19 protein-coding genes are annotated in these 23718 nt (G+C 73.3%); 14 read left to right on the forward strand and 5 right to left on the reverse strand.

Annotation, left to right across the window (positions count from 1 at the left end):
- Positions 1 to 69: 69 nt before the first annotated feature.
- The 6 genes from leuS to ACIGO8_RS26845 all read left to right on the forward strand — a co-directional run bounded on the left by leuS (position 70) and on the right by ACIGO8_RS26845 (position 9654).
- Positions 70 to 2940 carry a leucine--tRNA ligase gene (gene leuS / locus ACIGO8_RS26820; protein ID WP_399735696.1) on the forward strand — a complete coding sequence of 957 codons (2871 nt, stop codon included), beginning with the start codon at positions 70 to 72 and terminating at the stop codon, positions 2938 to 2940.
- Between the two features lie 116 nt (positions 2941 to 3056).
- Complete coding sequence (locus ACIGO8_RS26825) at positions 3057 to 3764, forward strand: hypothetical protein (protein ID WP_399735698.1); 708 nt, start codon at positions 3057 to 3059, stop codon at positions 3762 to 3764.
- A gap of 282 nt (positions 3765 to 4046) precedes the next feature.
- Positions 4047 to 4892 carry a DegV family protein gene (locus tag ACIGO8_RS26830; RefSeq protein ID WP_399735701.1) on the forward strand — a complete coding sequence of 282 codons (846 nt, stop codon included), beginning with the start codon at positions 4047 to 4049 and terminating at the stop codon, positions 4890 to 4892.
- A 325-nt stretch (positions 4893 to 5217) separates the two neighbouring features.
- The gene (locus ACIGO8_RS26835) at positions 5218 to 6090 is read left to right on the forward strand and encodes a helix-hairpin-helix domain-containing protein (RefSeq protein ID WP_399735703.1); all 873 of its coding nucleotides are present in this window, start codon (positions 5218 to 5220) and stop codon (positions 6088 to 6090) included.
- Positions 6087 to 8621, forward strand: coding sequence for a ComEC/Rec2 family competence protein (locus tag ACIGO8_RS26840; protein WP_399735706.1), 2535 nt, complete (start codon positions 6087 to 6089; stop codon positions 8619 to 8621). The genes ACIGO8_RS26835 and ACIGO8_RS26840 overlap by 4 nt, the downstream gene beginning before the upstream one ends.
- 148 nt (positions 8622 to 8769) lie before the next feature.
- The gene (locus ACIGO8_RS26845; protein WP_399735708.1) at positions 8770 to 9654 is read left to right on the forward strand and encodes a YceI family protein; all 885 of its coding nucleotides are present in this window, start codon (positions 8770 to 8772) and stop codon (positions 9652 to 9654) included.
- A gap of 9 nt (positions 9655 to 9663) precedes the next feature.
- Here the strand turns inward: ACIGO8_RS26845 and ACIGO8_RS26850 are convergent, their stop codons facing one another.
- Positions 9664 to 9909: a hypothetical protein gene (locus ACIGO8_RS26850; RefSeq protein WP_399735710.1), complete on the reverse strand. Its 246-nt coding sequence runs from the start codon at positions 9907 to 9909 to the stop codon at positions 9664 to 9666.
- Between the two features lie 56 nt (positions 9910 to 9965).
- Here ACIGO8_RS26850 and holA point away from each other — a divergent pair, with 56 nt between their 5' ends.
- Positions 9966 to 10955, forward strand: a complete 990-nt coding sequence (gene holA, locus ACIGO8_RS26855) for a DNA polymerase III subunit delta (RefSeq protein ID WP_399735713.1) — start codon at positions 9966 to 9968, stop codon at positions 10953 to 10955.
- A gap of 276 nt (positions 10956 to 11231) precedes the next feature.
- Here the strand turns inward: holA and ACIGO8_RS26860 are convergent, their stop codons facing one another.
- On the reverse strand, positions 11232 to 11573 hold the full coding sequence (locus ACIGO8_RS26860) for a hypothetical protein (protein WP_399735715.1): 342 nt from the start codon (positions 11571 to 11573) through the stop codon (positions 11232 to 11234).
- 204 nt (positions 11574 to 11777) lie between these two features.
- Positions 11778 to 12044 carry a 30S ribosomal protein S20 gene (rpsT, locus tag ACIGO8_RS26865; protein WP_399735718.1) on the reverse strand — a complete coding sequence of 89 codons (267 nt, stop codon included), beginning with the start codon at positions 12042 to 12044 and terminating at the stop codon, positions 11778 to 11780.
- A 185-nt stretch (positions 12045 to 12229) separates the two neighbouring features.
- On the opposite strand from rpsT, the gene lepA reads away from it, so the two are divergent.
- The 3 genes from lepA to hemW all read left to right on the forward strand — a co-directional run bounded on the left by lepA (position 12230) and on the right by hemW (position 17476).
- Positions 12230 to 14098: a translation elongation factor 4 gene (gene lepA / locus ACIGO8_RS26870; protein ID WP_399735721.1), complete on the forward strand. Its 1869-nt coding sequence runs from the start codon at positions 12230 to 12232 to the stop codon at positions 14096 to 14098.
- A 191-nt stretch (positions 14099 to 14289) separates the two neighbouring features.
- Complete coding sequence (locus ACIGO8_RS26875) at positions 14290 to 16167, forward strand: AMP-dependent synthetase/ligase (RefSeq protein WP_399735724.1); 1878 nt, start codon at positions 14290 to 14292, stop codon at positions 16165 to 16167.
- Between the two features lie 76 nt (positions 16168 to 16243).
- Positions 16244 to 17476, forward strand: a complete 1233-nt coding sequence (gene hemW / locus ACIGO8_RS26880) for a radical SAM family heme chaperone HemW (RefSeq protein ID WP_399735728.1) — start codon at positions 16244 to 16246, stop codon at positions 17474 to 17476.
- A 181-nt stretch (positions 17477 to 17657) separates the two neighbouring features.
- On the opposite strand, the gene ACIGO8_RS26885 is transcribed toward hemW, so the two are convergent.
- Both ACIGO8_RS26885 and ACIGO8_RS26890 read right to left on the reverse strand, forming a co-directional pair.
- On the reverse strand, positions 17658 to 18461 hold the full coding sequence (locus ACIGO8_RS26885) for a DUF3097 domain-containing protein (protein ID WP_399735730.1): 804 nt from the start codon (positions 18459 to 18461) through the stop codon (positions 17658 to 17660).
- Positions 18462 to 18471: 10 nt separating this feature from the next.
- Positions 18472 to 19194, reverse strand: coding sequence for an MBL fold metallo-hydrolase (locus ACIGO8_RS26890; RefSeq protein ID WP_399735844.1), 723 nt, complete (start codon positions 19192 to 19194; stop codon positions 18472 to 18474).
- Positions 19195 to 19362: 168 nt separating this feature from the next.
- Here ACIGO8_RS26890 and hrcA point away from each other — a divergent pair, with 168 nt between their 5' ends.
- The 4 genes from hrcA to ACIGO8_RS26910 all read left to right on the forward strand — a co-directional run bounded on the left by hrcA (position 19363) and on the right by ACIGO8_RS26910 (position 23551).
- On the forward strand, positions 19363 to 20382 hold the full coding sequence (gene hrcA, locus ACIGO8_RS26895; RefSeq protein ID WP_399735732.1) for a heat-inducible transcriptional repressor HrcA: 1020 nt from the start codon (positions 19363 to 19365) through the stop codon (positions 20380 to 20382).
- The gene (gene dnaJ, locus ACIGO8_RS26900; RefSeq protein ID WP_399735734.1) at positions 20383 to 21522 is read left to right on the forward strand and encodes a molecular chaperone DnaJ; all 1140 of its coding nucleotides are present in this window, start codon (positions 20383 to 20385) and stop codon (positions 21520 to 21522) included. It begins immediately after the preceding gene.
- 200 nt (positions 21523 to 21722) lie between these two features.
- Positions 21723 to 22811 carry a nitronate monooxygenase gene (locus tag ACIGO8_RS26905; protein WP_399735737.1) on the forward strand — a complete coding sequence of 363 codons (1089 nt, stop codon included), beginning with the start codon at positions 21723 to 21725 and terminating at the stop codon, positions 22809 to 22811.
- Complete coding sequence (locus ACIGO8_RS26910; RefSeq protein ID WP_399735739.1) at positions 22808 to 23551, forward strand: 16S rRNA (uracil(1498)-N(3))-methyltransferase; 744 nt, start codon at positions 22808 to 22810, stop codon at positions 23549 to 23551. The genes ACIGO8_RS26905 and ACIGO8_RS26910 overlap by 4 nt, the downstream gene beginning before the upstream one ends.
- Positions 23552 to 23718: the final 167 nt, after the last annotated feature.

Genomic DNA, 23718 nt, shown 5'->3' on the forward strand with positions numbered 1-23718 from the left:
GCGAGGGGATTTTTCATTTCGTGGCAGTGCTGGCAGTGGGCAGAGACGATCGATGGAGCTTCAAGGATCATGACCGAGATCAACACGGCTGCCGAGACGGCGGCCCCGCATCGCTACACGGCGGCCGTGGCCGCCGACATCGAGGCACGCTGGCAGGACGTATGGGACGCCGAGGGCACCTACGAGGCGCCGAACCCCAGTGGTGACCTGGCCGGCGACGCCGCCGTCGCGGCCCGCCCCAAGAAGTTCATCATGGACATGTTCCCCTACCCGTCGGGCGCGGGCCTGCACGTCGGCCACCCGCTGGGCTACATCGCCACCGACGTCTTCGCCCGCCACGCGCGCATGACCGGGCACAACGTCCTGCACACCCTGGGCTTCGACGCCTTCGGCCTGCCGGCCGAGCAGTACGCCGTGCAGACCGGCACGCACCCGCGCGTGTCCACCGAGGCCAACATGGAGAACATGAAGGTCCAGCTGCGCCGGCTGGGCCTGGGCCACGACAAGCGCCGGTCGTTCGCCACGATCGACCCGGAGTACTACAAGTGGACCCAGTGGATCTTCCTGCAGATCTTCAACTCCTGGTACGACACCGAGGCCAAGAAGGCCCGCCCGATCGCCGAGCTGGTCGAGCAGTTCGAGAACGGCACCCGTGAGATTCCCGGCAGCACGCGCGCGTGGAGCGAGCTGAGCGCGACCGAGCGCGCCGACGTCCTGGGCGAGTACCGCCTGGCGTACGCCTCCGACGCGCCGGTCAACTGGTGCCCCGGCCTGGGCACCGTCCTGGCCAACGAGGAGGTCACCGCCGACGGCCGCTCCGAGCGCGGCAACTTCCCCGTCTTCAAGGCCAAGCTGCGCCAGTGGAACATGCGCATCACCGCCTACGCGGACCGCCTGCTGGACGACCTGGACGCGCTGGACTGGCCCGAGGCCATCAAGCTGCAGCAGCGCAACTGGATCGGCCGCTCCGAGGGCGCCCGCGTCGACTTCCAGGTCGGCGACACCGGCGCCATCACCGTCTTCACCACCCGCCAGGACACCCTGTTCGGCGCCACCTACATGGTGCTGGCGCCGGAGCACGACCTGGTCGAGAAGATCGTCCCGGCCGCCTGGCCCGAGGGCACCCACGACGTGTGGACCGGCGGCCACGCCACCCCGGCCGAGGCCGTCGACGCCTACCGCAAGCAGGCCGCGGCCAAGTCCGACGTCGAGCGGCAGGCCGACGCCAAGGAGAAGACCGGCGTCTTCACCGGCGCGTACGCGACCAACCCGGTCAGCGGCGAGCAGGTCCCGGTCTTCATCGCCGACTACGTCCTGATGGGCTACGGCACCGGCGCCATCATGGCCGTCCCGGCGCACGACAGCCGCGACTTCGCCTTCGCCCGCGCCTTCGAGCTGCCGATGCGCTGCGTCGTGGAGCCGTCGGACGACCGCGGCACCGACCCGTCGACCTGGGACGACGCCTTCGGCTCGTACGAGGCCAAGCTGGTCAACTCCGCCAACGACGAGATCTCCCTGGACGGCCTGGGCGTCGTCGAGGCCAAGGAGAAGATCACCGCCTGGCTGGCCGACCGCGGCATCGGCGAGGGCACCGTCAACTTCCGTCTGCGCGACTGGCTGTTCAGCCGCCAGCGCTACTGGGGCGAGCCCTTCCCGATCGTCTACGACGAGGACGGCGTCGCCCACTCGCTTCCCGAGTCGATGCTGCCGCTGGAGCTGCCGGAGGTCGACGACTACTCGCCGCGCACCTTCGACCCGGACGACGCGGACACCCAGCCGGAGACGCCGCTGTCCCGCAACGAGGACTGGGTGAACGTCACCCTGGACCTGGGCGACGGGCCCAAGAAGTACCGCCGCGAGACCAACACCATGCCCAACTGGGCCGGTTCCTGCTGGTACGAGCTGCGCTACCTGGACCCGCACAACGACCAGAAGCTGGTCGACCCGGCGATCGAGCAGTACTGGATGGGCCCGCGCGAGGGCATGCCCACCGGTGGTGTCGACCTGTACGTGGGCGGCGCCGAGCACGCCGTGCTGCACCTGCTGTACGCGCGCTTCTGGTCCAAGATCCTGTTCGACCTGGGCCACGTGTCCTCGGCCGAGCCGTTCCACAAGCTGTACAACCAGGGCATGATCCAGGCCTTCGTCTACCGGGACTCCCGCGGCATCGCCGTCCCGGCCGCCGAGGTCGAGGAGCGCGACGGCGCGTTCTACTACCAGGGCGAGAAGGTCAGCCGCGTCCTGGGCAAGATGGGCAAGTCGCTGAAGAACGCGGTCACGCCGGACGAGATCTGCGTCGAGTACGGCGCCGACACCCTGCGCCTGTACGAGATGGCCATGGGCCCGCTGGACGTCTCCCGCCCGTGGGACACCCGCGCGGTCGTCGGCCAGTACCGGCTGCTGCAGCGCCTGTGGCGCAACATCGTCGACGAGACGACCGGCGAGGTCACCGTCGTCGACGAGCCGGCCGACGAGGACACCCTGCGTGCCCTGCACAAGGCCATCGACGGCGTCGCGCAGGACATGGCCGCGATGCGCTTCAACACCGCCATCGCCAAGATCACCGAGCTGAACAACCACCTCACCAAGTCCGGTGGCGCGGTCTCCCGCACGGTCGCCGAGCAGCTGGTGCTGCTGGTCGCCCCGCTGGCCCCGCACATCGCCGAGGAGCTGTGGCACCGCCTGGGCCACACCGACTCGGTCGTCCACCAGGACTTCCCGGTCGCCGACCCGGCCTACGTCGTCGACGAGACCGTGACCTGCGTCGTGCAGATCAAGGGCAAGGTCAAGGCGCGCCTGGAGGTCTCCCCGTCGATCACCGACGCGGAGCTGGAGGCGCTGGCGCTGGCCGACGCGAACGTCGTCGCCGCGCTCGGCGGCGCGCAGATCCGCAAGGTCGTCGTCCGCGCGCCGAAGCTGGTCAACATCGTCGCGGGCTGACGACTCCTCCCCCTAGGGGGAGCGTCGGGGCAGGTTGGGGGTTCCATCGGAACCGCCGGCCTGCCCCTTCCGTTTACCGTGGAGGAACCACAACCGAAGGCGGAGGGGCGAGGCACATGGAAGCCGCGATCACGATCATGGCGTTGCTGTTCGTCGCCCTCGTGGCCTTGGGCGTCTACGCCACGGTGAAAGTCGTCAAGGCGGCCAAGCGAGGCGTCGACCGCACGATCGACCACGCTCGGCGCACGGTCGAGGACACCACGCTGAGGGCGAAGAGCTTCGGCCAGACCGGCGTCGCGGGTGAGCTCGCCCAGCTGCGGCTCTCGCTGCGCAGCTCGATGCGCGCCACGCAGGACGCCCTGCACGCGGGCGTCGCCGAGGACGCCTCGCTGAAGGAGTCCCTGGACCTCTTCCAGCGACTCAGCGCCCACGGCCGCGAGCTGGACGAGGACCTCAAGCGGCTGGAGCGCGAGCCGGACCGGTCGCACGTCGCGGCCCGGATGCCGGACCTGCGGCGCCGCACCGAGCAGATCACCCACTCCGCCGACGCGCTGCGCTTCGCGGCCCGCGACCGGGCCCGGCAGTTCGCCGAGGACGACCTGTCGGCGCTGAGCGCCCAGATCGACGTGGAGGCGGGCGCCCTGCGGCACTGGACCACGACGGACGGTGCGGCCGCGGGCGCGGCCGGTGGCGAGCGGGGCCAGGCCTGGCCGGGCGCGGACGACCCGGCGCCCGAGCAGCAGCCGCAGGCGATCACCGCCCCCGACCCGCGCCGCACGGCGTACCCGTGGGAGAAGTCGACCCGGCCCGAGACGACGACCTGACGACGATTCGGCGGGGCGCGCCGAGGGTGATCTGACGACGGACCGAGGGCGGCCGGGCGACGGCCTGAGGGCAACTTGACGACGGCCCGAGGGCGATCCGACGAGGGCCTGAGGGTGGCCCGCGGCGGCCTGAGGACAATGTGACGACGGCTTGAGGGCGGCCGGCGGCGGGCCGCCGAGGACACGGGCGGACACAGTCGGACGCGGGCGCCCGAGGGCGCGGGGACCCGCTGACGGGGGCCGGGCTGCCGGGCGGCGGGCCCGGCGGGTAACCTCCCGCTCATGTCCCGGCATGTCGCGATCGTCACCGATTCCACGGCCTACCTGCCACCCCAGACGATGGAGCGGCACGCCATCACCGCCGTCCCGCTCACCGTCGTGATCGGCGACCGCGCGCTGGAGGAAGGGACCGAGATCTCGGCCCGCTCGCTCGCGGAGGCGCTGCAGAAGCGGCGCTCGGTGACCACCTCGCGGCCCGCGCCCGAGGTCTTCGCCGCGGCCTATCGCGCCGCCGCCGAGGCGGGCGCCCGCGGCATCGTCTCGCTCCACCTGTCCGGCGAGTTCTCCGGCACCTACGACGCCGCCGTGCTCGCCGCCAAGGACGCGCCCGTGCCCGTCCGGGTCGTCGACACCCGCATGGTGGGCATGGCGCTCGGCTTCTGCGCCCTGGCGGCGGCGGAGGTCGCCGACGCGGGCGGCTCGCTGGACGAGGCGGCGGCCGCGGCCGAGAAGCGGGCCGCGAGCACCTCCGCCTTCTTCTACGTCGACACGCTCGACTACCTGCGCCGCGGCGGGCGCATCGGGGCCGCGCAGGCGCTCCTCGGCTCCGCGCTGGCGGTGAAGCCCCTGCTCGAACTCGACGGCGGGCGGATCGAGCTGCGGGAGAAGGTGCGCACGGCGTCGAAGGCGATCGCGCGCCTGGAGGAGATCGCGGTCGAGCGGGCCGGGGCCGGCCCCGTCGACATCGCCGTGCACCACCTCTCCGCGCCGGACCGGGCGGCCGTCCTGGCCGACCGGCTGCGCGAGCGGCTGCCGGCCGTCGAGGACCTCCAGGTCACCGAGGTCGGCGCGGTCATCGGCGCGCACACCGGCCCCGGGCTGCTCGCGGTGGTCGTCTCCTCGCACTGACGGCTCCGGCGCTGTTCCGTCGCTCGTGCGGGTGACGGAGTTTTCCACAACTCGCGGGTTGTCCACGGAAGTCGAGCGGTCTCGGCAGATCGCCCGGAATCCGGCCTACGGTCGTTCCATGACTCTTCGTACGCATGTCGCAGCACGCCGTCACTCCGCGACGAGCGGCCCCGGCCGGCCGCCGGGATCGGACGGAAGGACACGGTCGCGAGGCCGTGGCGGCCGAAGCCGGGGAAGGCACGCGGTCGGGGCCGTTCCGGGATCGGTACGGCGCAGGGGCGAGGCCCTGTTCCCGCCGCTGCCGTCGCCGCCGACGTTCTCGCCCGTGCCCCTGCCCGAGGAACCACCGGACCCGCACCTCGACGTGGACGTCGGGCCGGCCGCCGACCCGGGCGCGGGCCTGGACGCCGGCCTGGACGCGGAACGGGACGGGCGCCCGGGCCTGGAGGCGGGTGCGGATCGTGAGCGCGCGGGGCCGGAGCCGCCCGCGCGGCGCGGGGAGCGGTTACGGCTCGCGCTGCGGGACCGGCTGCCGCTGTGGGTGCAGACCCGCTGCGGTCTCGAACGGCGCTCGCTGGCCGCTCTGTCCGTGGTCCTGGTCGTCGCGGCCGGGGCCGCCGGGGCCTACTTCTGGTCGGGCCGGCCCGAGCAGGTCAGGGCGCCCGAGGTGGTGGCGGCCGCCCGCCCGCTGCCCGAGGCCGCCGGGCCCGCGCTTCCGGAGCCCGCGGCACCCTCGCCGACGGGGACGAGCGCGGTCGTGGTGGTGGACGTCGGCGGCAAGGTGCGCGAGCCGGGAGTGTTCACGCTGCCCGCCGGATCCCGCGTGACCGACGCCCTGCGCGCGGCCGGCGGCATCCGCCCGGGCGCCGACCTGACCGGCCTCAACCGGGCGCGCGTCCTCCTGGACGGCGAACAGGTCGTGGTCGGCGTCCCGGCCGCGGCCGGGACCGGCGCGGTCGGCGGCGTGAGCGCGGCGGGCGGAGCGGTCGGGGCGGCGGGCCCGTCGGCTCCGCTGAGTCTCAACGCCGCGACCGTCGAACAGCTCGACACCCTGCCCGGCGTCGGACCGGTCCTCGCCCGGCACATCGTCGAACACCGCGTCCAGCACGGCGGGTTCCGGTCGGTCGCCGAACTGCGGGACGTCAACGGGATCGGCGCGCGCCGGTTCGCGGACCTCGAACCGCTGGTGCGGCCATGAGCGAGGACCTCCGGGCCGCCGAGCACGCCGTGGTCACGCGCGCACCGGTGTGGGAGGAGGGCCCGGCCGATCTGCGGCTGGTGCCGCCGGCGCTCGCCGCCTGGGGCGGCGCGGCGCTCGCGATCGGCGCCGCGGGCTGGTGGACCGTCGCGGGCGTGCTGCTGTGCCTGGCCGGAGCGGCGCTGCTGACGGTCCCCGCCGCACGGCGCGGGCTGAGGACGACCGCCTGCGCCGGCGTGCTGCTCTGCGCCGCCGCGGGCGCCGCGTCCGGCGGCCTGCACGCGGCCGATCTGCGGCGCGGTCCGGTGCCCGCACTCGCGCGCGACACCGGCCGGGTCGTGGCCGAGGTGACGGTCACCTCCGATCCGCGGCTCACCGCCCCGAGAGTGAGCGGAAGCCGGGCGGCGCCGGTGTCGGTCGTGACGGAGGCCGAGGTGCTCCGTGTCGAGTCGCGGGACGGCGCGACGCACCGGACCAGAGCGCCGGTCCTGCTCGTGGTGCGGGCCGGAGAGGGCCGCCGGGCATGGCTGGGGCTGCTGCCCTCCACCCGGCTGAGAGTGGCGGGCAGGCTCGCCGTGCCGGTGCGGCCGGGCGACCCGTTCGCCGCGGTGCTGCGGGTCGACGGCACCGGCCCGCCCCGGATCACCGGTCCGCCGAGCGTGCCGCAGCGCACGGCCGGTGCGCTGCGCGCCGGACTGCGGCGGGCCACGGAGGGACTGTCCCCGGACGCCCGGGCGCTGCTGCCGGGCCTGGTGGTGGGCGACACCTCCCGGATCGGGCCCGAGCTGAAGCGGGCCTTCGAGGACACGGACCTGTCCCACCTGCTGGCCGTGTCCGGATCGAACCTGACCGTGATCCTGCTGCTGCTCATCGGCCGGCCCGGCACGGCGCAGCAGATCGAGCGGGGCGGGCTCGCCCCGAGGCTCGGCATGCCGCTCCGGACGACCGCGATCGCCGGCGGCGGGCTGACGCTCGCCTTCGTGGTGGTGTGCCGTCCCGACCCGAGCGTGCTGCGGGCGGCGGCGTGCGGGCTCGTCACGCTGCTCGCCGTCGCGACGGGCCGGCGCCGCTCGCTGATCCCGGCCCTCGCCGCCGTGGTGCTCGCCCTGGTGCTCTACGACCCGTGGCTGGCGCGGAGTTACGGCTTCCTGCTCTCGGTCCTGGCGACCGGGGCGCTGCTGACCGTGGCGCCGCGCTGGAGCGAGGCGCTGCGGCGGCGCCGGGTGCCGGGCAGGGTCGCGGAGGCGCTGGGCGCGACGCTGGCGGCGCAGGTGGTGTGCGCGCCGGTCGTGGTGGTCTTCGCCGCCCGGGTGAGCCTGGTGGCGGTCCCCGCCAATCTGCTCGCGGAGCCGGCGGTGGCGCCGGCCACCGTCCTGGGCTTCGCCACGCTGGGCCTGGCCCCCGTGTGGCCGGGCGCGGCGGAGGCGGTGGCATGGGTCGCCGGCCTGGCCGCCGGGTGGATCGCGTGGGTGGCCCGCACCGGGGCGGGGCTGCCCGGGGCGCGGGCGGCCTGGCCGGAGGGCTGGTGGGGCGGTCTGCTGCTCGCGGCGCTGTCGGGGCTGGTGCTCGCCGCGGTGGGGCGGCTGCCGTACCGGCGGTGGATCGGTGCGGGCTGCGCGGTGCTGCTGTGCCTCGTGGTGGTGCGGCCGCCGCCGCTGGTCCGGCTGGTGACGGGCTGGCCGCCGCCGGGCTGGGTGTTCGCGATGTGCCAGGTCGGTCAGGGTGACGCGACCGTGCTCGCGGCCGGCGGCGACAGCGCGGTCGTGGTGGACGCCGGGCCGGACCCGGCGGCGGTGGACCGGTGCCTGAGCGACCTCGGTGTGCGCCGGATCCCGCTGCTGGTGCTGACCCACTTCCACGCGGACCATGTGGCCGGCCTGCCGGGTGTGCTGCGCGGCCGGGCGGTGGGCGCGATCCAGACGACGGGACTCCAGGAGCCGCCGGAGCAGGCGGAGTTCGTGCGGCGGACGGCGCGCGCGGCCGGCGTGCCGGTGGTGCGGGCCGAGGCGGGCGAGCGGCGGCGGCTCGGGCCGCTGGAGTGGCGGGTCCTGTGGCCGCGCGCGGACCCACGTGGCGACCCGCGGTCCGGCCCGCGCGGCGGGGGAGTGGCGGGCGGCCTCGGGGCGGAGGAGTCGGGGGAGTCGGGGGCCAACGACGCCAGCGTCACCCTGTTCGTGCGGGCCGCCGGCGGGCTCACCCTGCTGCTGCTCGGCGATCTCGAACCGCCCGCTCAACAGGGCCTGTTGCGGGAGTACCCGGCGCTGCCGCCGGTCGATGTGCTCAAGGTCGCGCACCATGGCTCGGCCCATCAGGATCCCGCGCTGATACGCGCGGCGCGGCCGCGGCTGGCGCTGGTGTCGGCCGGCCGGGACAACCCGTACGGCCATCCGTCGCCGCTGACGGTGGCGGCGCTGCGGGCCGGTGGCGCCCGGGTGCTGAGCACGGACCGGGACGGTGCGATCGCGGTGACCGGCGCGGGCGCGGGCCTCACGGCGCACACGGTCGCGGTCGCCGTGGCCGGTCCGGGCTGAGGAGCGTGCCGTCGGAGTCCGGCGCGCACCGGCGGGTCATATCGGACCCTGGGTAACAGATGCGCCGTTTGCCTCGAACGCCTCAACAGTGATCGAATGCGTCTTCGTTGAGGCAAGAGGTCAGCGATGTGCTCGGGGGTACGGGGAAGTGTTCGGTCTGTTCGGCAAGCGTGGTGCGGGAGCCTCCCGGGGCGGACCGCTGGCGGGCCTCCCGGTGCCGGCCACGGCGGGCGTGCTGAGCTGCCGGGTCCTCGACCCCGTCCACGAGCCGGTCCGCCAGGCCGAGTTCGTCGTCAGCGACACCGCGGGCCGCAAGGTGCTCGCCGGCGAGACCGACCCGTACGGCAGTGTCCTCGCCGCCGTGCCGGCCGGGGAGTACCGGCTGGCGGTGACGTCGGAGGGCTACACGCCCTACCACGGCAGCGCCGTCGTGGCGGAGAGCGGTCACGCCCACCTGGGCGACGTGCTCCTCCAGGTCGCGCCGCAGCCGCCGCTGCCCGAGCCGGGCGACTGGGAGATCGACCCCGCGCACTCGCAGATCGGCTTCACCGCGCGGCACATCGGACTCGCCCGCATCCACGGGCGGTTCAACAGCTTCGCCGGCGCGGTCCGGATCGCCGACCGGATGGAGCGGTCGGCGATGCACGTGGTGATCGACGCCGCCTCCATCGACACCGGCGTGCAGATGCGCGACGACCACCTGCGCTCCGGCGACTTCCTCGACGTCGGCGCGTATCCGACGATGGAGTTCTTCAGCGAGCGCTTCGTCCACAAGGGCGGCAGCCGCTGGGCCGTCAGCGGCGCGCTCACCCTGCACGGCGTGAGCCGCACGGTCACCCTCGACACGCAGTACCTCGGCCTCGGCAACGGCCTGGAGGGCGAGACCCGCGTCGCCTGCCGCGCGACCACCGAACTCCACCGCGAGGACTTCACCCTGACCTGGCAGACGCTGCTCGCCCGCGGCATCGCCGCGGTCGGCTCCAGCATCACCATCGACCTGGACGTCCAGATCGTGCCGAAGAAGCAGGCCTAGCGGCACCGGCTAGGGAGCCTCCAGCCAGCCCTCGTACTCGGCGGCCAGGGCGTCGAGGGCCGCCGGGTCGAGGCGGGCGTCGGGGTCCTCGACGACGACCAGCCACTGGGCGTCCTCGGCGTCGTCCTCGCCGGCCAGCGCGTCCCGGACGAGCTGGGGCTCCTCGGCCACGCCGAAGCGGTCCGGCAGCTCGCCCGCGACCTCCTCCGCGGCGTCGCGGTCGGGCAGCACCAGTACGTGTCTCACATCGCTCACGTGCACATTCTCGACGATGGCCGGACTGTCGGTGCCGCGTGGGATGCTGGAGCGCGATGGCCACCAGAAAGACTTCCTCCGACGACCTCCTCGCCCCGGTCACGCTCGCCGTGGGCCAGGAGGACCTGCTGCTCGACCGCGCGGTCCGCGAGGTGGTGGCGGCGGCGCGCGCCGCCGACGCCGACACGGACGTGCGCGACCTCGCACCCGAACAGCTTCAGCCCGGCGCGCTGGCGGAGCTGACCAGCCCCTCGCTCTTCGCCGAGCGCAAGGTGCTGGTGATGCGCAACGCGCAGGACCTGCCGGCGGACACCGTCAAGGAGATCAAGGCGTATCTCGACGCGCCGGCCGAGGAGATCACCCTCGTGCTGCTGCACGCGGGCGGCGCCAAGGGCAAGGGACTCCTCGACGCGGCCCGCAAGGCGGGAGCGCGTGAGGTGGCCTGCCCGAAGACGACGAAGCCGGCGGAGCGGCTGACGTTCGTGCGCCAGGAGTTCCGGTCGCTCGGGCGTTCGGCCACGCCCGAGGCGTGCCAGGCGCTCGTCGACTCGATCGGCAGCGACCTGCGGGAGCTGGCCTCCGCGGTGGCGCAGCTGACCGCGGACGTCGACGGCACGATCGACGAGGCGGTCGTCGGCCGCTATTACACGGGCCGCGCCGAGGCCTCGTCCTTCACGGTCGCCGACCGCGCCGTCGAGGGCCGGGCGGCGGAGGCCCTGGAGGCCCTGCGCTGGTCGCTGTCGACCGGCGTCGCACCCGTCCTGATCACCAGTGCGCTCGCCCAGGGCGTCCGGGCCATCGGCAAGCTCTCCTCGGCCCGCGGCGGCCGGCCGGCGGACCTCGCGCGCGAGCTGGGCATGCCGCCGTGGAAGATCGACCGCGTCCGTCAGCAGATGCGCGGCTGGACGCCTGACGGCGTCGCCGTCGCCCTGCGGGCGGTCGCGGAGGCCGACGCGGGCGTGAAGGGCGGCGGCGACGACCCGGAGTACGCCCTGGAGAAGGCCGTGGTCGCCATCGCCCGCGCCGCCCGCATGCGCCGCAGCTGAGGCCAGGCATCGCCGGCCGGTAGGCCAGGGCAGCACCGGCCCCTCCACCAGCGGCACCGGCCGGTCGGCCCGGCACCGGCCGGTCGGTCAGCTGGCGCCGGCCGCTCCACCAGCCGGCAACGGCCGGTCGGCCCGGCATCGGCCGGTCGGTCAGGCGGCACCGGCCCCTCGACCAACGGCAACGGCCGGTCGGTCAACCCGCGCCGGCCGCTCGACCAGCGGCAACGGCCGCTCGACCAGCCGGCACCGGTCCCTTGACCCGTCGGCGCCCGCCCGTCAGCGGCGGTGTGGTCGTCTGCCGCCGCGTGCCGCGCGTGCGGTGCGACGGACCGCGCGGGTGAGGAGGCCCGGGCGGCGTCGGGGCGGGGTGAGCGGTCTGCGCGCCGGCCGGAAGCCGTCGGGCGACACCAGCGGCGTCTTGCGCTCGGCCTGCGCCCGGATCTCCACGTACGACTCGTGCGCCGTGATCCTGAACGCCTCGTCGTGCGCGGCCAGCGCCGCCGTGATCGCCGCGCCCGCCGTGCCCCGGCGGCGCGCCACGACGGCCAGGCGGGCCAGCAGTCCCAGCACCCCGGCGAGCGCCGCGGCGATCACCAGGAGCGGCAGGAAGTCGGTCATGCGGCGAGCGTACGCGCCCCACGGCGTACGGCGAAGGCCCCGTCGCCTCCTGGGGAAGGAGGGCGGCGGGGCCTTCGTCGTACAACACGGGTGGCCCGTACACGCGTGGCGAACGCGTCTCGCGTACGAGGCCGGGTGGCCGGGCGGGAGCGGTTAGAGGGCCCGCTGGGTCCCGTACGGCCGGTGAAGCCTTGAGATCAGAGCTCAGCCCTGGAGGGAGGCAACCTTCTGAGCCAGCGCCGACTTCTTGTTGGCGGCCGAGTTCTTGTGGATGACACCCTTCGAGACAGCCTTGTCGAGCTGACGCGAAGCGGCACGAGCGGCCACGGTGGCCTTCTCGAGGTCGCCGGCGGCGACAGCCTCACGGGCCTTGCGGATCGCGGTCTTGAGCGACGACTTGACGGCCTTGTTGCGCAGGCGCGCCTTCTCGTTGGTCTTGTTCCGCTTGATCTGGGACTTGATGTTCGCCACGAAAAGAGCCTTTACAGGTTCGATGTTTCTTCAGGATGTGCCACGCAGCTGAGAGGGCACACGAGACACAGCTGTCCACGGTATCAGCCGCTCTCCACCCCGCCCAAACCGAGCACCGGCCCGCAGCCATGGGACCATGGAGCCTACGTATCCGTTCTGAACATCGCCCGAGACGAGAACCCTGCGTGCCCGCGACTCCTACCCACGTGCCCGAGCCGAGCCGAACCGACCCGGCTCTGATCCGCAACTTCTGCATCATCGCGCACATCGACCACGGCAAGTCCACGCTCGCCGACCGGATGCTCCAGCTGACCGGTGTGGTCGACCAGCGGCAGATGCGCGCCCAGTATCTCGACCGGATGGACATCGAGCGTGAGCGCGGCATCACGATCAAGTCCCAGGCGGTCCGGCTGCCCTGGGCCCCCTCCGAGGGGCCCGAGCAGGGCACGACGCACATCCTGAACATGATCGACACCCCCGGGCACGTCGACTTCACCTACGAGGTCTCGCGTTCGCTCGCGGCCTGCGAGGGCACGATCCTGCTGGTCGACGCCGCGCAGGGCATCGAGGCGCAGACCCTGGCCAACCTGTACCTGGCCATGGAGAACGACCTCACCATCGTCCCGGTGCTCAACAAGATCGACCTGCCGGCCGCCCAGCCGGAGAAGTTCGCCGAGGAGCTGGCCAACCTCATCGGCTGCCAGCCGGAGGACGTGCTCAAGGTCTCCGCCAAGACCGGCATGGGCGTCGAGGCGCTGCTCGACCGCGTCGTCCGGGACATCCCGGCCCCGGTCGGCGTCGCCGACGCACCCGCCCGCGCGATGATCTTCGACTCGGTCTACGACTCCTACCGTGGCGTGGTCACCTACGTCCGTGTGGTCGACGGCCAGCTCAACAAGCGCGAGCGCATCCGGATGATGTCGACCGGCGCGACCCACGAGCTGCTGGAGATCGGCACCAACTCGCCCGAGATGCTGCCGGCCGACGGCCTCGGCGTCGGCGAGGTGGGCTACCTGATCACCGGTGTGAAGGACGTCCGCCAGTCCAAGGTCGGTGACACGATCACCTCCCAGAGCAAGGGAGCCGAGGAGGCGCTCGGCGGCTACAAGGACCCGAAGCCGATGGTCTTCTCCGGTCTGTATCCGCTGGACGGCTCGGACTACCCCGAGCTGCGCGACGCCCTCGACAAGCTCCAGCTCAACGACGCCGCGCTGGTCTACGAGCCCGAGACCTCCGCCGCCCTCGGCTTCGGCTTCCGCGTCGGCTTCCTCGGCCTGCTCCACCTGGACGTGATCCGCGAGCGCCTGGAGCGCGAGTTCGGTCTCGACCTGATCGCCACCGCCCCCAACGTGGTCTACCGCGTGGTCATGGAGGACGGCAGCGAGCACACGGTCACCAACCCGAGCGAGTTCCCCGAGGGCAAGATCAGCGAGGTCTACGAGCCGGTCGTGCGCGCCACGATCCTCGCCCCGACCGAGTTCATCGGCTCGATCATGGAGCTGTGCCAGAACCGGCGCGGCACCCTGCTCGGCATGGACTACCTCTCCGAGGACCGGGTCGAGATCCGCTACACCCTGCCACTGGCCGAGATCGTCTTCGACTTCTTCGACCAGCTGAAGTCCAAGACCCGCGGCTACGCCTCGCTCGACTACGAGCCCACCGGCGAGCAGGCCTCCAGCCTGGTCAAGGTCGACATCCTGCTGCACGGCGACAAGGTCGACGCCTTCTCGGCCATCACCCACAAGGACGCGGCGTACGCGTACGGCGTCCGGCTGGTCGCCAAGCTGCGCGAGCTGATCCCGCGGCAGGCCTTCGAGGTGCCGATCCAGGCCGCCATCGGCTCCCGGGTGATCGCCCGGGAGACCATCCGCGCCATCCGCAAGGACGTCCTCGCCAAGTGCTACGGCGGTGACATCTCCCGTAAGCGGAAGCTGCTCGAGAAGCAGAAGGAAGGCAAGAAGCGGATGAAGATGGTCGGCTCGGTGGAGGTCCCGCAGGAGGCCTTCATCGCCGTCCTGTCCAGCGACGAGTCGGCGGGCAAGGCCAAGAAGTAGGCCATGCGGTAGCTGCCGTGTACACCGAACGGGTCTGTGCGCCGAGTGCGCGCAGACCCGTTCGTTATATGCAAGCCCTTACGCGCCAGTCTCAGGCGCTCTACTCTGAAGCCGCTCGAAGGTTACTCGCCAGTTAGTTACGCACTGCCCGACCCACCGCCTGACCGCACCGCCGCCGCCCGGAGGACGTCGTGAGCGACACACAGACCCTGATCGAGAACCGGCCGCCGTCCGTGGCGACCCTTTTCCTTGAGCGCGTCGAGCGGACTCCGGATGCGGAGGCCTACCGCTATCCCGTCCCCGCCGCCTCCGGCCAGGGCCCCGAGGAGTGGAAGTCGCTGAGCTGGGCGCAGGCCGCCGAGCGGGTCTACGGGATCGCCGCCGGCCTCGTCGACCTCGGCGTCCAGCCGGAGGAGCGGATCGCGCTCGCCTCCTCGACCCGGGTCGAGTGGATCCTCGCCGACCTCGGCATCATGTGCGCCGGCGCCGCCGTCACCACCGTCTACCCGCAGACCAACGCCGAGGAGTCGGCGTTCATCCTCTCCGACTCCGACTCCCGCGTGCTGATCGCCGAGAACGCCGCCCAGCTCGCCAAGGCCGTCGAGCGCCGCGCCGACCTGCCGCACCTCCACCACGTCGTCGTCATCGATCCCGAGGGCGCGGACACCTCCGACGAATGGGTGATCACCCTCGCCGACCTGGAGAAGCGCGGCAGGGCGTACCTCGAGAAGCACCCGGAGGCCGTCAAGGAGCGGGTCGCGGCGATCACCGCCGACCAGCTGGCCACGCTCATCTACACCTCGGGCACCACCGGCCGCCCCAAGGGCGTCCGGCTCCCGCACGACAACTGGTCGTACATGGCCAAGGCCATCGCCGCCACCGGCCTCGTCACCCAGGACGACGTCCAGTACCTGTGGCTGCCGCTCGCCCACGTCTTCGGCAAGGTCCTCACCTCCGGCCAGATCGAGGTCGGCCACGTCACCGCCGTCGACGGCCGCATCGACAAGATCATCGTCAATCTGCCGGTCGTGCAGCCCACCTACATGGCCGCCGTCCCGCGCATCTTCGAGAAGGTCTACAACGGCGTCGCCGCCAAGGCCCGCGAGGGCGGCGCCGCCAAGTACAAGATCTTCCAGTGGGCGGCCGGCGTCGCCCGCGAGTACGCCAAGGTCACCCAGGACAACTTCCGCCGCACCGGCACCGCCTCCGCGCCCTTCGGCCTCGCCGCCAAGCACAAGGTCGCCGACGCGCTCGTCTACAAGAAGCTCCGCGAGGCCTTCGGCGGCCGGCTGCGCGCCGCCGTCTCCGGCTCCGTCGCCCTGGCTCCCGAGATCGGCTACTTCTTCTCCGGCGCGGGCATCCACATCCTGGAGGGCTACGGCCTCACCGAGTCCTCCGCCGCCTCCTTCGTCAACCCCGGCGAGGCCTACCGCACCGGCACCGTCGGCAAGCCGCTGCCCGGCACCGAGGTCCGCATCGCCGACGACGGCGAGATCCTGCTGCGCAGCCCCGGCATCATGGAGGGCTACCACGGCCTGCCGGAGAAGACCGCCGAGGTCCTGGAGGCCGACGGCTGGTTCCACACCGGCGACATCGGCGAGCTGTCCGCCGACGGCTACCTGCGGATCACCGACCGCAAGAAGGACCTGTTCAAGACCTCCGGCGGCAAGTACATCGCCCCGACGGAGATCGAGGGCCAGTTCAAGGCCGTCTGCCCCTTCGTCTCCAACATCGTGGTGCTCGGCGCCGACCGGAACTACTGCAGCGCGCTCATCGCCCTCGACGAGCCCGCCATCCTCGGCTGGGCCGCCGAGCACGGCCTCGACGGCAAGACCTACGCCGAGGTCGTCGCCTCCCCGCAGACCGAGCAGCTGATCGAGGGCTACGTCGGCCGGCTCAACGAGGGCCTGCAGCGCTGGCAGACGATCAAGAAGTTCCGGCTGCTGCCGCGCGACCTCGACGTCGAGCACGGCGAGCTCACGCCCAGCCTGAAGATGAAGCGGCCGGTCGTGGAGCGGACGTACCAGCACCTGATCGACGAGATGTACGCGGGAGCGCGGGAGGCCTGACCTGGGCTTTCTCTGAACGCCGGGGAGTTGTCCACAGGCTCGCCGGAGATGTCGGGCAGTACGGGACAATGGCTTCATGCCTTCCGTACTGCCCGATGGTGAGCCCATGCCCGAGGACGGGGCGCTGCCCGCCCACGCCCTGACGGGCGCTGGGGAGCGGCCGCTCGGGTTCTATCTGCACGTGCCGTACTGCGCCACCCGGTGCGGCTACTGCGACTTCAACACCTACACCGCGAGCGAGCTGCGCGGTGCCGGCGGCGTGCTCGCCTCCCGGGAGAACTACGCGGGGCAGGTCGCGGAGGAGATACGCCTCGCCCGCAAGGTCCTCGGCGACGACCCGCGCCCGGTCCGGACCGTCTTCGTCGGTGGCGGCACGCCCACGCTGCTCGACGCGGGCGACCTCGTGGCCATGCTCGGCACGATCCGCGAGGAGTTCGGGCTCGCCGAGGACGCCGAGGTGACCACCGAGGCGAATCCGGAGTCCGTCGACCCGGCGTATCTGGAGGAGCTGAGGGCCGGCGGCTTCAACCGGATCTCCTTCGGCATGCAGAGCGCCCGGCAGCACGTCCTGAAGATCCTCGACCGCAGCCACACCCCGGGACGGCCCGAGCGCTGCGTCGCGGAGGCGCGGGCGGCCGGCTTCGACCACGTCAACCTCGACCTCATCTACGGCACGCCCGGCGAGTCCGACGACGACTGGCGGGCCTCCCTCGACGCGGCGATCGGCGCCGGACCTGACCACGTCAGCGCGTACGCGCTCATCGTGGAGGAGGGCACCCAGCTGGCCCGGCGCATCCGGCGCGGCGAGATACCGATGACCGACGACGACGTGCACGCCGACCGGTACCTGATGGCGGAGGAGGTGCTGTCCGGCGCGGGATTCGCGTGGTACGAGGTGTCCAACTGGGCCACCTCGGACGCCGGCCGCTGCCTCCACAACGAGCTGTACTGGCGCGGCGCCGACTGGTGGGGCGCCGGGCCGGGCGCGCACAGCCACGTCGGCGGCGTGCGCTGGTGGAACGTGAAGCACCCGGGCGCCTACGCGGCGGCGCTGGGCTCGGGCGTGTCGCCGGGCGCCGGACGCGAGGTGCTGTCGGAGGAGGACCGCCGGGTGGAGCGGGTGCTCCTTGAGCTGCGACTGCGGGAGGGCGTGGAGCTCGGCCTGCTGAAGCCGGCGGGTCTGGCCGCCGCGCGGAAGGCGCTGGAGGACGGACTCCTCGCGGCCGAGCCGTACGCCGAGGGGCGGGCCGTGCTGACGCTGCGCGGACGCCTGCTCGCGGACGCGGTGGTGCGGGACCTGGTCGACTAGGGCCTGTCGGGCGATCAGAGCCCTGTCCGGCCCCTCGCCGCCGTCCGGCGTGGTGCGGGGCGGGAGCGGGAGGAGGAGGCGCCCGCCCGGGCGGCGTCCCGTGCACCCGCCCGTCCCGCCCCGCGGGACGACCGCCCGCGACGGGACGGCGTCGTCCGTCGCGCCCGCCGCGGCCCACCCCCTAAGGGGCCGTCACGAAGTCGATCAGCTCCTCGACGCGGCCCAGGAGCGCCGGCTCCAGGTCCTTGTAGGAGTGGACCCGGGAGAGGATGTGCTGCCAGGCGGCGCCGGTGTTCGGCGGCCAGCCGAGGGCGTGGCAGACGCCGGTCTTCCAGTCCTGGCCGCGCGGCACGGTGGGCCAGGCCGGGATGCCGAGGGAGGAGGGCTTCACGGCCTCCCAGACGTCGATGTACGGGTGGCCGACGACCAGGACGTCCGGGGAGGAGATCTGGGCGGCGATGCGGGACTCCTTGGAGCCCTCCACGAGGTGGTCGACCAGGACGCCCAGCCGGGCGTCCGGCCCAGGGCGGAAGTCGGCGACGACGGCCGGCAGGTCGTCGACGCCCTCCAGATACTCCACGACCACGCCCTCGATCCGCAGGTCGTCGCCCCAGACCCGTTCCACCAGCTCCGCGTCGTGCCGGCCCTCGACGTAGATCCGGCCGGCCCGGGCGACCCGCGCCCGGGCGCCCGGGACCGCGACCGAGCCGGAGGCCGTGCGCGTGGGGCGGGCGGGTGCGCCCGAGGCCGGGCGGACCAGGGTGACGACCCGGCCCTCCAGGAGGAAGCCGCGCGGCTCCATCGGGAAGACCCGGTGTTTGCCGAAGCGGTCCTCCAGGGTCACGGTGCCCGCCTCGCAGCGGATCACCGCTCCGCAGAAGCCCGTCGCGACCTCCTCGACGACGAGGTCGCGGTCCGCCGGGACCTCCGGGACGGGCGCCGGGCGTTTCCAAGACGGTGTCAGGTCCGGGTCGTAGCTGCGCATTCGGGGGACGTTATGCCACGGAGAAGCGCCGTGCCAGTTCATCGCGCTGGCGTCGTACGAAGGCGGCGTCGACCACCGCCCCGTGGCCCGGCACGTACGCCGCGTCCTCGCCGCCGAGGGCGAGGAGCCGGTCCAGGGCGGCCGGCCAGCGGCCCGGGATGGCGTCCGGGCCGGCCTGCGGCTCGCCCGACTCCTCCACCAGGTCGCCGCAGAACACCACCTCGGGCGCGCCGGGCACGAACAGCGCCAGGTCGTGGCCGGTGTGGCCGGGTCCGACGTTCGCAAGCAGCACCTGCCGGCCGCCGAGGTCCAGGGTCCATTCGCCGGTCACGGTGTGCCGCGGCGCGACCAGCACCTCGGCCGCCTCCGTCGCGGCCGCCTCGTCAACGCCCTGCCGCACCGCGTCCAGGCGCAGCTCGTCGGCCTCGCGCCGCATCAGCGCGTCCACGCCGACCGCGCCGAAGACCTCCGCGCCGGCGAAGACCGCCGTGCCGAGGACATGGTCGAAGTGCGGGTGGCTGAGTGCGATGTGCGTCACCCTGCGGCCGCCCGTGAGAGCCGCCACATCCGCGTGGAGCTCGGCGCCCTGCGCGAGCGTGGCGCCCGTGTCGTAGAGGAGCACCGCGTCCCGCCCGATCACCAGGCCCGCCGTGGCGTCCCAGCCCCGCAGTCTGCGGCGTCCCACGCCCTCGCCGAGCCGCTCCCAGCCGTACGCTTCCCAGTCCACGTGGATGTCCATGTCCATGCCGCGACGCTATCCGCTCCGGCGCCGTCGACGTCGCCTCCTTGCCAGGAGCGATGTCCGCCGCCTTACACTGGCCGGGGGTTTCCTGGCACTCGGGCAGGGCGAGTGCCAAAAGTGGAGCAACCGGAACCGGATCGACAGCTGGAGGTGCGTGCGATGCTCAGCGAACGCAGACTCGAGGTGCTCCGCGCCATCGTCCAGGACTATGTCGGGACGGAGGAGCCGGTCGGCTCCAAGGCGCTGACCGAGCGCCACAAGCTCGGCGTCTCGCCCGCCACCGTGCGCAACGACATGGCGGTCCTGGAGGAGGAGGGCTACATCGCCCAGCCTCACACCAGCGCCGGACGCATCCCCACCGACAAGGGCTACCGCCTCTTCGTCGACCGGCTGGCCGGCGTCAAGCCGCTGTCGACCCCCGAGCGGCGCGCCATCCACAACTTCCTCGACGGAGCCGTCGACCTCGACGACGTCGTCGGCCGCACCGTGCGGCTGCTCGCGCAGCTCACCCGGCAGGTCGCCGTCGTGCAGTACCCGTCGCTGACCCGCTCGACGGTCCGGCACGTGGAACTGCTGTCGCTGGCGCCCGCCCGGCTGATGCTGGTGCTGATCACCGACACCGGCCGGGTCGAGCAGCGGGTGATCGACTGCCCGGCGCCGTTCGGCGAGACCTCCCTCGCCGATCTGCGGGCCCGGCTCAACAGCCGGGTCGTCGGCCGCCGGTTCGCCGACGTGCCGCAGCTGGTGCAGGACCTGCCGGAGTCCTTCGAGGAGACCGAGGACCGCGGCACGGTCTCGACGGTGCTCGCGACCCTTCTCGAGACGCTCGTGGAGGAGCACGAGGAGCGGCTGATGATCGGCGGCACCGCCAATCTGACCCGCTTCGGACACGACTTCCCCCTGACGATCAGGCCCGTCCTGGAAGCCCTTGAGGAGCAGGTCGTGCTCCTCAAGCTGCTCGGCGAGGCCAAGGAATCGGGCATGACCGTACGGATCGGGCACGAGAACGCCCACGAGGGCCTGACGTCCACGTCCGTCGTCTCGGTCGGCTACGGTTCCGGCGGCGAAGCAGTCGCCAAACTCGGCGTGGTCGGACCGACCCGCATGGACTACCCCGGAACGATGGGAGCGGTACGCGCAGTGGCACGTTACGTCGGACAGATCCTGGCGGAGTCGTAAGTGGCCACGGACTACTACGCCGTACTCGGCGTACGCCGCGACGCGTCGCAGGACGAGATCAAGAAGGCCTTCCGCCGACTCGCCCGCGAGCTTCACCCGGACGTGAACCCGGATCCGAAGACCCAGGAGCGGTTCAAGGAGATCAACGCCGCTTACGAGGTGCTGTCGGACCCGCAGAAGAAGCAGGTCTACGACCTTGGCGGCGACCCGCTGTCCGCCTCCGGCGGCGGCGGTGGCGCGGGCGGCTTCGGCGCGGGCGGCTTCGGGAACTTCTCGGACATCATGGACGCCTTCTTCGGTACGGCGTCCCAGCGCGGCCCGCGCTCGCGCACCCGGCGCGGCCAGGACGCGATGATCCGCCTGGAGGTGACCCTCGACGAGGCCGCCTTCGGCACCACCAAGGACATCCAGGTCGACACGGCCGTCGTCTGCACCACCTGCTCCGGCGAGGGCGCCGCGCCCGGCACCTCCGCGCAGACCTGTGACATGTGCCGCGGCCGCGGCGAGGTCTCCCAGGTCACGCGGTCCTTCCTGGGCCAGGTCATGACCTCCCGCCCCTGCCCGCAGTGCCAGGGCTTCGGCACCGTGGTCCCGACCCCGTGCCCCGAGTGCGCGGGCGACGGCCGGGTGCGGTCGCGCCGGACGCTCACGGTCAAGATCCCGGCCGGTGTCGACAACGGCACGCGCATCCAGCTGGCCGGCGAGGGCGAGGTCGGCCCCGGCGGCGGCCCGGCCGGCGACCTGTACGTGGAGATCCACGAGGTCCCGCACGAGGTCTTCCAGCGCCGCGGCGACGACCTGCACTGCACGGTGACCATCCCGATGACGGCGGCCGCGCTCGGCACGAAGGTGCAGCTGCAGACGCTGGACGGCCTCGAGGACGTCGACATCCGCCCGGGCACCCAGTCCGGCCAGTCGATCCCGCTGCACGGCCGGGGCGTCACGCACCTGCGCGGCAACGGGCGCGGCGACCTGATCGTCCACGTCGAGGTCCAGACCCCGACGAAGCTCGACCCGGAGCAGGAGCGGCTGCTGCGCGAGCTCGCCAAGCTGCGCGGCGAGGAGCGGCCCACGGGGCAGTTCCAGCCGGGCCAGCAGGGCCTCTTCTCCCGGCTCAAGGACGCGTTCAACGGCCGCTGAGGCCGCTTCCGTACGGCGCCGGCGCCGGTTCCGTACGGCGTCCAGGCCAAGCGCGTAACGGCGCCCAGGCCGGTTCCGTACGGCGTCCAGGCCGGGCGTGAAACGGCGCGAGGGGCGGCCCGCACCAGGTGCGGGCCGCCCCTCGCGCGTGCTCCGGCCGTCGATTCGGCGCCGTCGCGCCGTCATGGCACGATGCCTGCATGTCCACCCCGCTGAGCGATCTCTCCCGCCATCCGATCGTGCAGGCCCCCATGGCCGGCGGGGCCTCCTGCCCCGAGCTCGTCGGTGCCGTGTGCGAGGCGGGCGCGCTCGGCTTCCTGGCCGGCGGATACAAGACGGCCGGCGGGCTCTACCAGGAGATCAAGCAGGTCCGCGCGCTCACCGGCCGGCCCTTCGGGGTCAACCTCTTCATGCCGCCGAGCGGCCAGCCCGCCGACCCCGGCGCCCTCGAGGTCTACCGGCACCAGCTGGCCGGCGAGGCCGGCTGGTACGAGACCGCGCTCGGCGACCCGGAGCAGGGCGGCCGGGACGACGCGTACGACGCCAAGCTGGCGATCCTCCTCGACGACCCCGTGCCGGTCGTCTCCTTCACCTTCGGCTGCCCCGACCGCGACGCGCTCGACGCCTTCCACCGGGCGGGCAGCTTCACGATCGTCACCGTCACCTCCGTCGACGAGGCCCGCACCGCCGAACGGGCCGGCGCCGGCGCGGTCTGCGTGCAGGGCATCGAGGCCGGCGGGCACCAGGGCACCTACCGGGACGACCCGGCCGACGGGCCGTCCGCCGGCAGCGGCGCCGGGCTGCTCCCGCTGCTCACCGAGGTCCGCGAGAGCGTCCGGCTGCCGATCGTCGCGACCGGCGGGATCATGCGCGGCCGGCAGATCGCCGCCGTGTTGGCCGCGGGCGCCGACGCCGCGCAGCTGGGCACCGCGTTCCTGGTCTGCCCCGAGTCGGGCGCGCACCCGCTGCACAAGCGGGCCATGATCGATCCGCTCTTCACCCGCACCGAGCTCACCCGGGCGTTCTCCGGGCGTCCGGCCCGCGGTCTGGTGAACCGTTTCATGCGCGAGCACGGGCCGTACGCGCCCGCCGGCTATCCGGAGATCCACCACCTCACCGCGCCGCTGCGCAAGGCCGCCGCGACCGCGGGCGACCCGCAGGGCATGGCCCTGTGGGCCGGACAGGGCCACCGGCTCGCCCGCGACCTGCCCGCCGGGCGGCTGGTGGAGGTCCTCGCCGCCGAACTCGACACCGCCCTCTCCGACCCGGCCCACAGGAGTGCCTCGTGACCGCGCCCGTCTTCCTCGTCGACACCGTGCCCGCCGCCGGCGGATTCCTCCTGGACGGGCCGGAGGGCCGGCACGCCGTCTCCGTGAAGCGGCTGCGCGCGGGCGAGGAGCTGGTGCTCACCGACGGGCAGGGCCGCTGGGCCGAGTGCGTCGTCGCCGCGGCCGAGGGCAAGGACCAGCTGACCGTCGAGGTCACCGCCGTCCACGAGGACCCGGCCCCCGAGCCCCGCGTCACCGTCGTGCAGGCCCTGCCCAAGGGCGACCGCGGCGAACTGGCCGTCGAGACCATGACGGAGACCGGCGTCGACGCGATCGTGCCGTGGGCCGCGTCCCGCTGCATCACCCAGTGGAAGGGCGAGCGCGGTCTGAAGGCGCTCGGCAAGTGGCGGGCCACCGCGCGCGAGGCCGGCAAGCAGTCGCGCCGCACCCGCTTCCCCGAGGTGACGGACCTGATGACGGGCAAGCAGGTCGCGGCGCTGCTCGCCGACGCCGACTTCGCGGCCGTCCTGCACGAGGACCGCGACCACCCGAGCGGGGCGCTGGCCACCGCCGAGCTGCCGGCCAAGGGCTCGGTCGTGCTGGTCGTCGGGCCCGAAGGCGGCGTGTCGCCGGAGGAGTTGGCGCTGTTCGAGGAGGCCGGCGCCAAGCCGTACCGCCTCGGGCCCAGCGTCCTGCGCACCAGCACGGCGGGTACGGCCGCCACGGCGCTCGTCCTCGGCCGCACCGGCCGCTGGTCCTAGCAGGGGCCTCGCGGCCGCCCCGGCCCCGAGGAGCCTCGCGCCCGCCCCGGCCAGCCGCGCCGGTTCGCGCGGCGGCCCCGCCCGCCGCGTGAGTTCGTGCGTCCGCCGGGTCCCGGTGGTCGTCGCGGCCGTTCCCGGGGACGGCCGGATAGCATGCGGGTGTACGG

Source organism: Streptomyces sp. NPDC053493 (assembly GCF_044544825.1).
In the GTDB taxonomy this organism is placed as follows: domain Bacteria; phylum Actinomycetota; class Actinomycetes; order Streptomycetales; family Streptomycetaceae; genus Streptomyces.

What these genes read in the sequence shown, in the direction of transcription:
- leuS (WP_399735696.1), top strand. Translation starts at nt 70, where the DNA reads ATGACCGAGATCAACACGGCTGCCGAGACGGCGGCCCCGCATCGCTAC.
- ACIGO8_RS26825 (WP_399735698.1), top strand. Translation starts at nt 3,057, where the DNA reads ATGGAAGCCGCGATCACGATCATGGCGTTGCTGTTCGTCGCCCTCGTG.
- ACIGO8_RS26830 (WP_399735701.1), top strand. Translation starts at nt 4,047, where the DNA reads ATGTCCCGGCATGTCGCGATCGTCACCGATTCCACGGCCTACCTGCCA.
- ACIGO8_RS26840 (WP_399735706.1), top strand. Translation starts at nt 6,087, where the DNA reads ATGAGCGAGGACCTCCGGGCCGCCGAGCACGCCGTGGTCACGCGCGCA.
- holA (WP_399735713.1), top strand. Translation starts at nt 9,966, where the DNA reads ATGGCCACCAGAAAGACTTCCTCCGACGACCTCCTCGCCCCGGTCACG.
- ACIGO8_RS26860 (WP_399735715.1), bottom strand. Translation starts at nt 11,573, where the DNA reads ATGACCGACTTCCTGCCGCTCCTGGTGATCGCCGCGGCGCTCGCCGGG.
- hemW (WP_399735728.1), top strand. Translation starts at nt 16,244, where the DNA reads ATGCCTTCCGTACTGCCCGATGGTGAGCCCATGCCCGAGGACGGGGCG.
- ACIGO8_RS26885 (WP_399735730.1), bottom strand. Translation starts at nt 18,461, where the DNA reads ATGCGCAGCTACGACCCGGACCTGACACCGTCTTGGAAACGCCCGGCG.
- hrcA (WP_399735732.1), top strand. Translation starts at nt 19,363, where the DNA reads ATGCTCAGCGAACGCAGACTCGAGGTGCTCCGCGCCATCGTCCAGGAC.
- ACIGO8_RS26905 (WP_399735737.1), top strand. Translation starts at nt 21,723, where the DNA reads ATGTCCACCCCGCTGAGCGATCTCTCCCGCCATCCGATCGTGCAGGCC.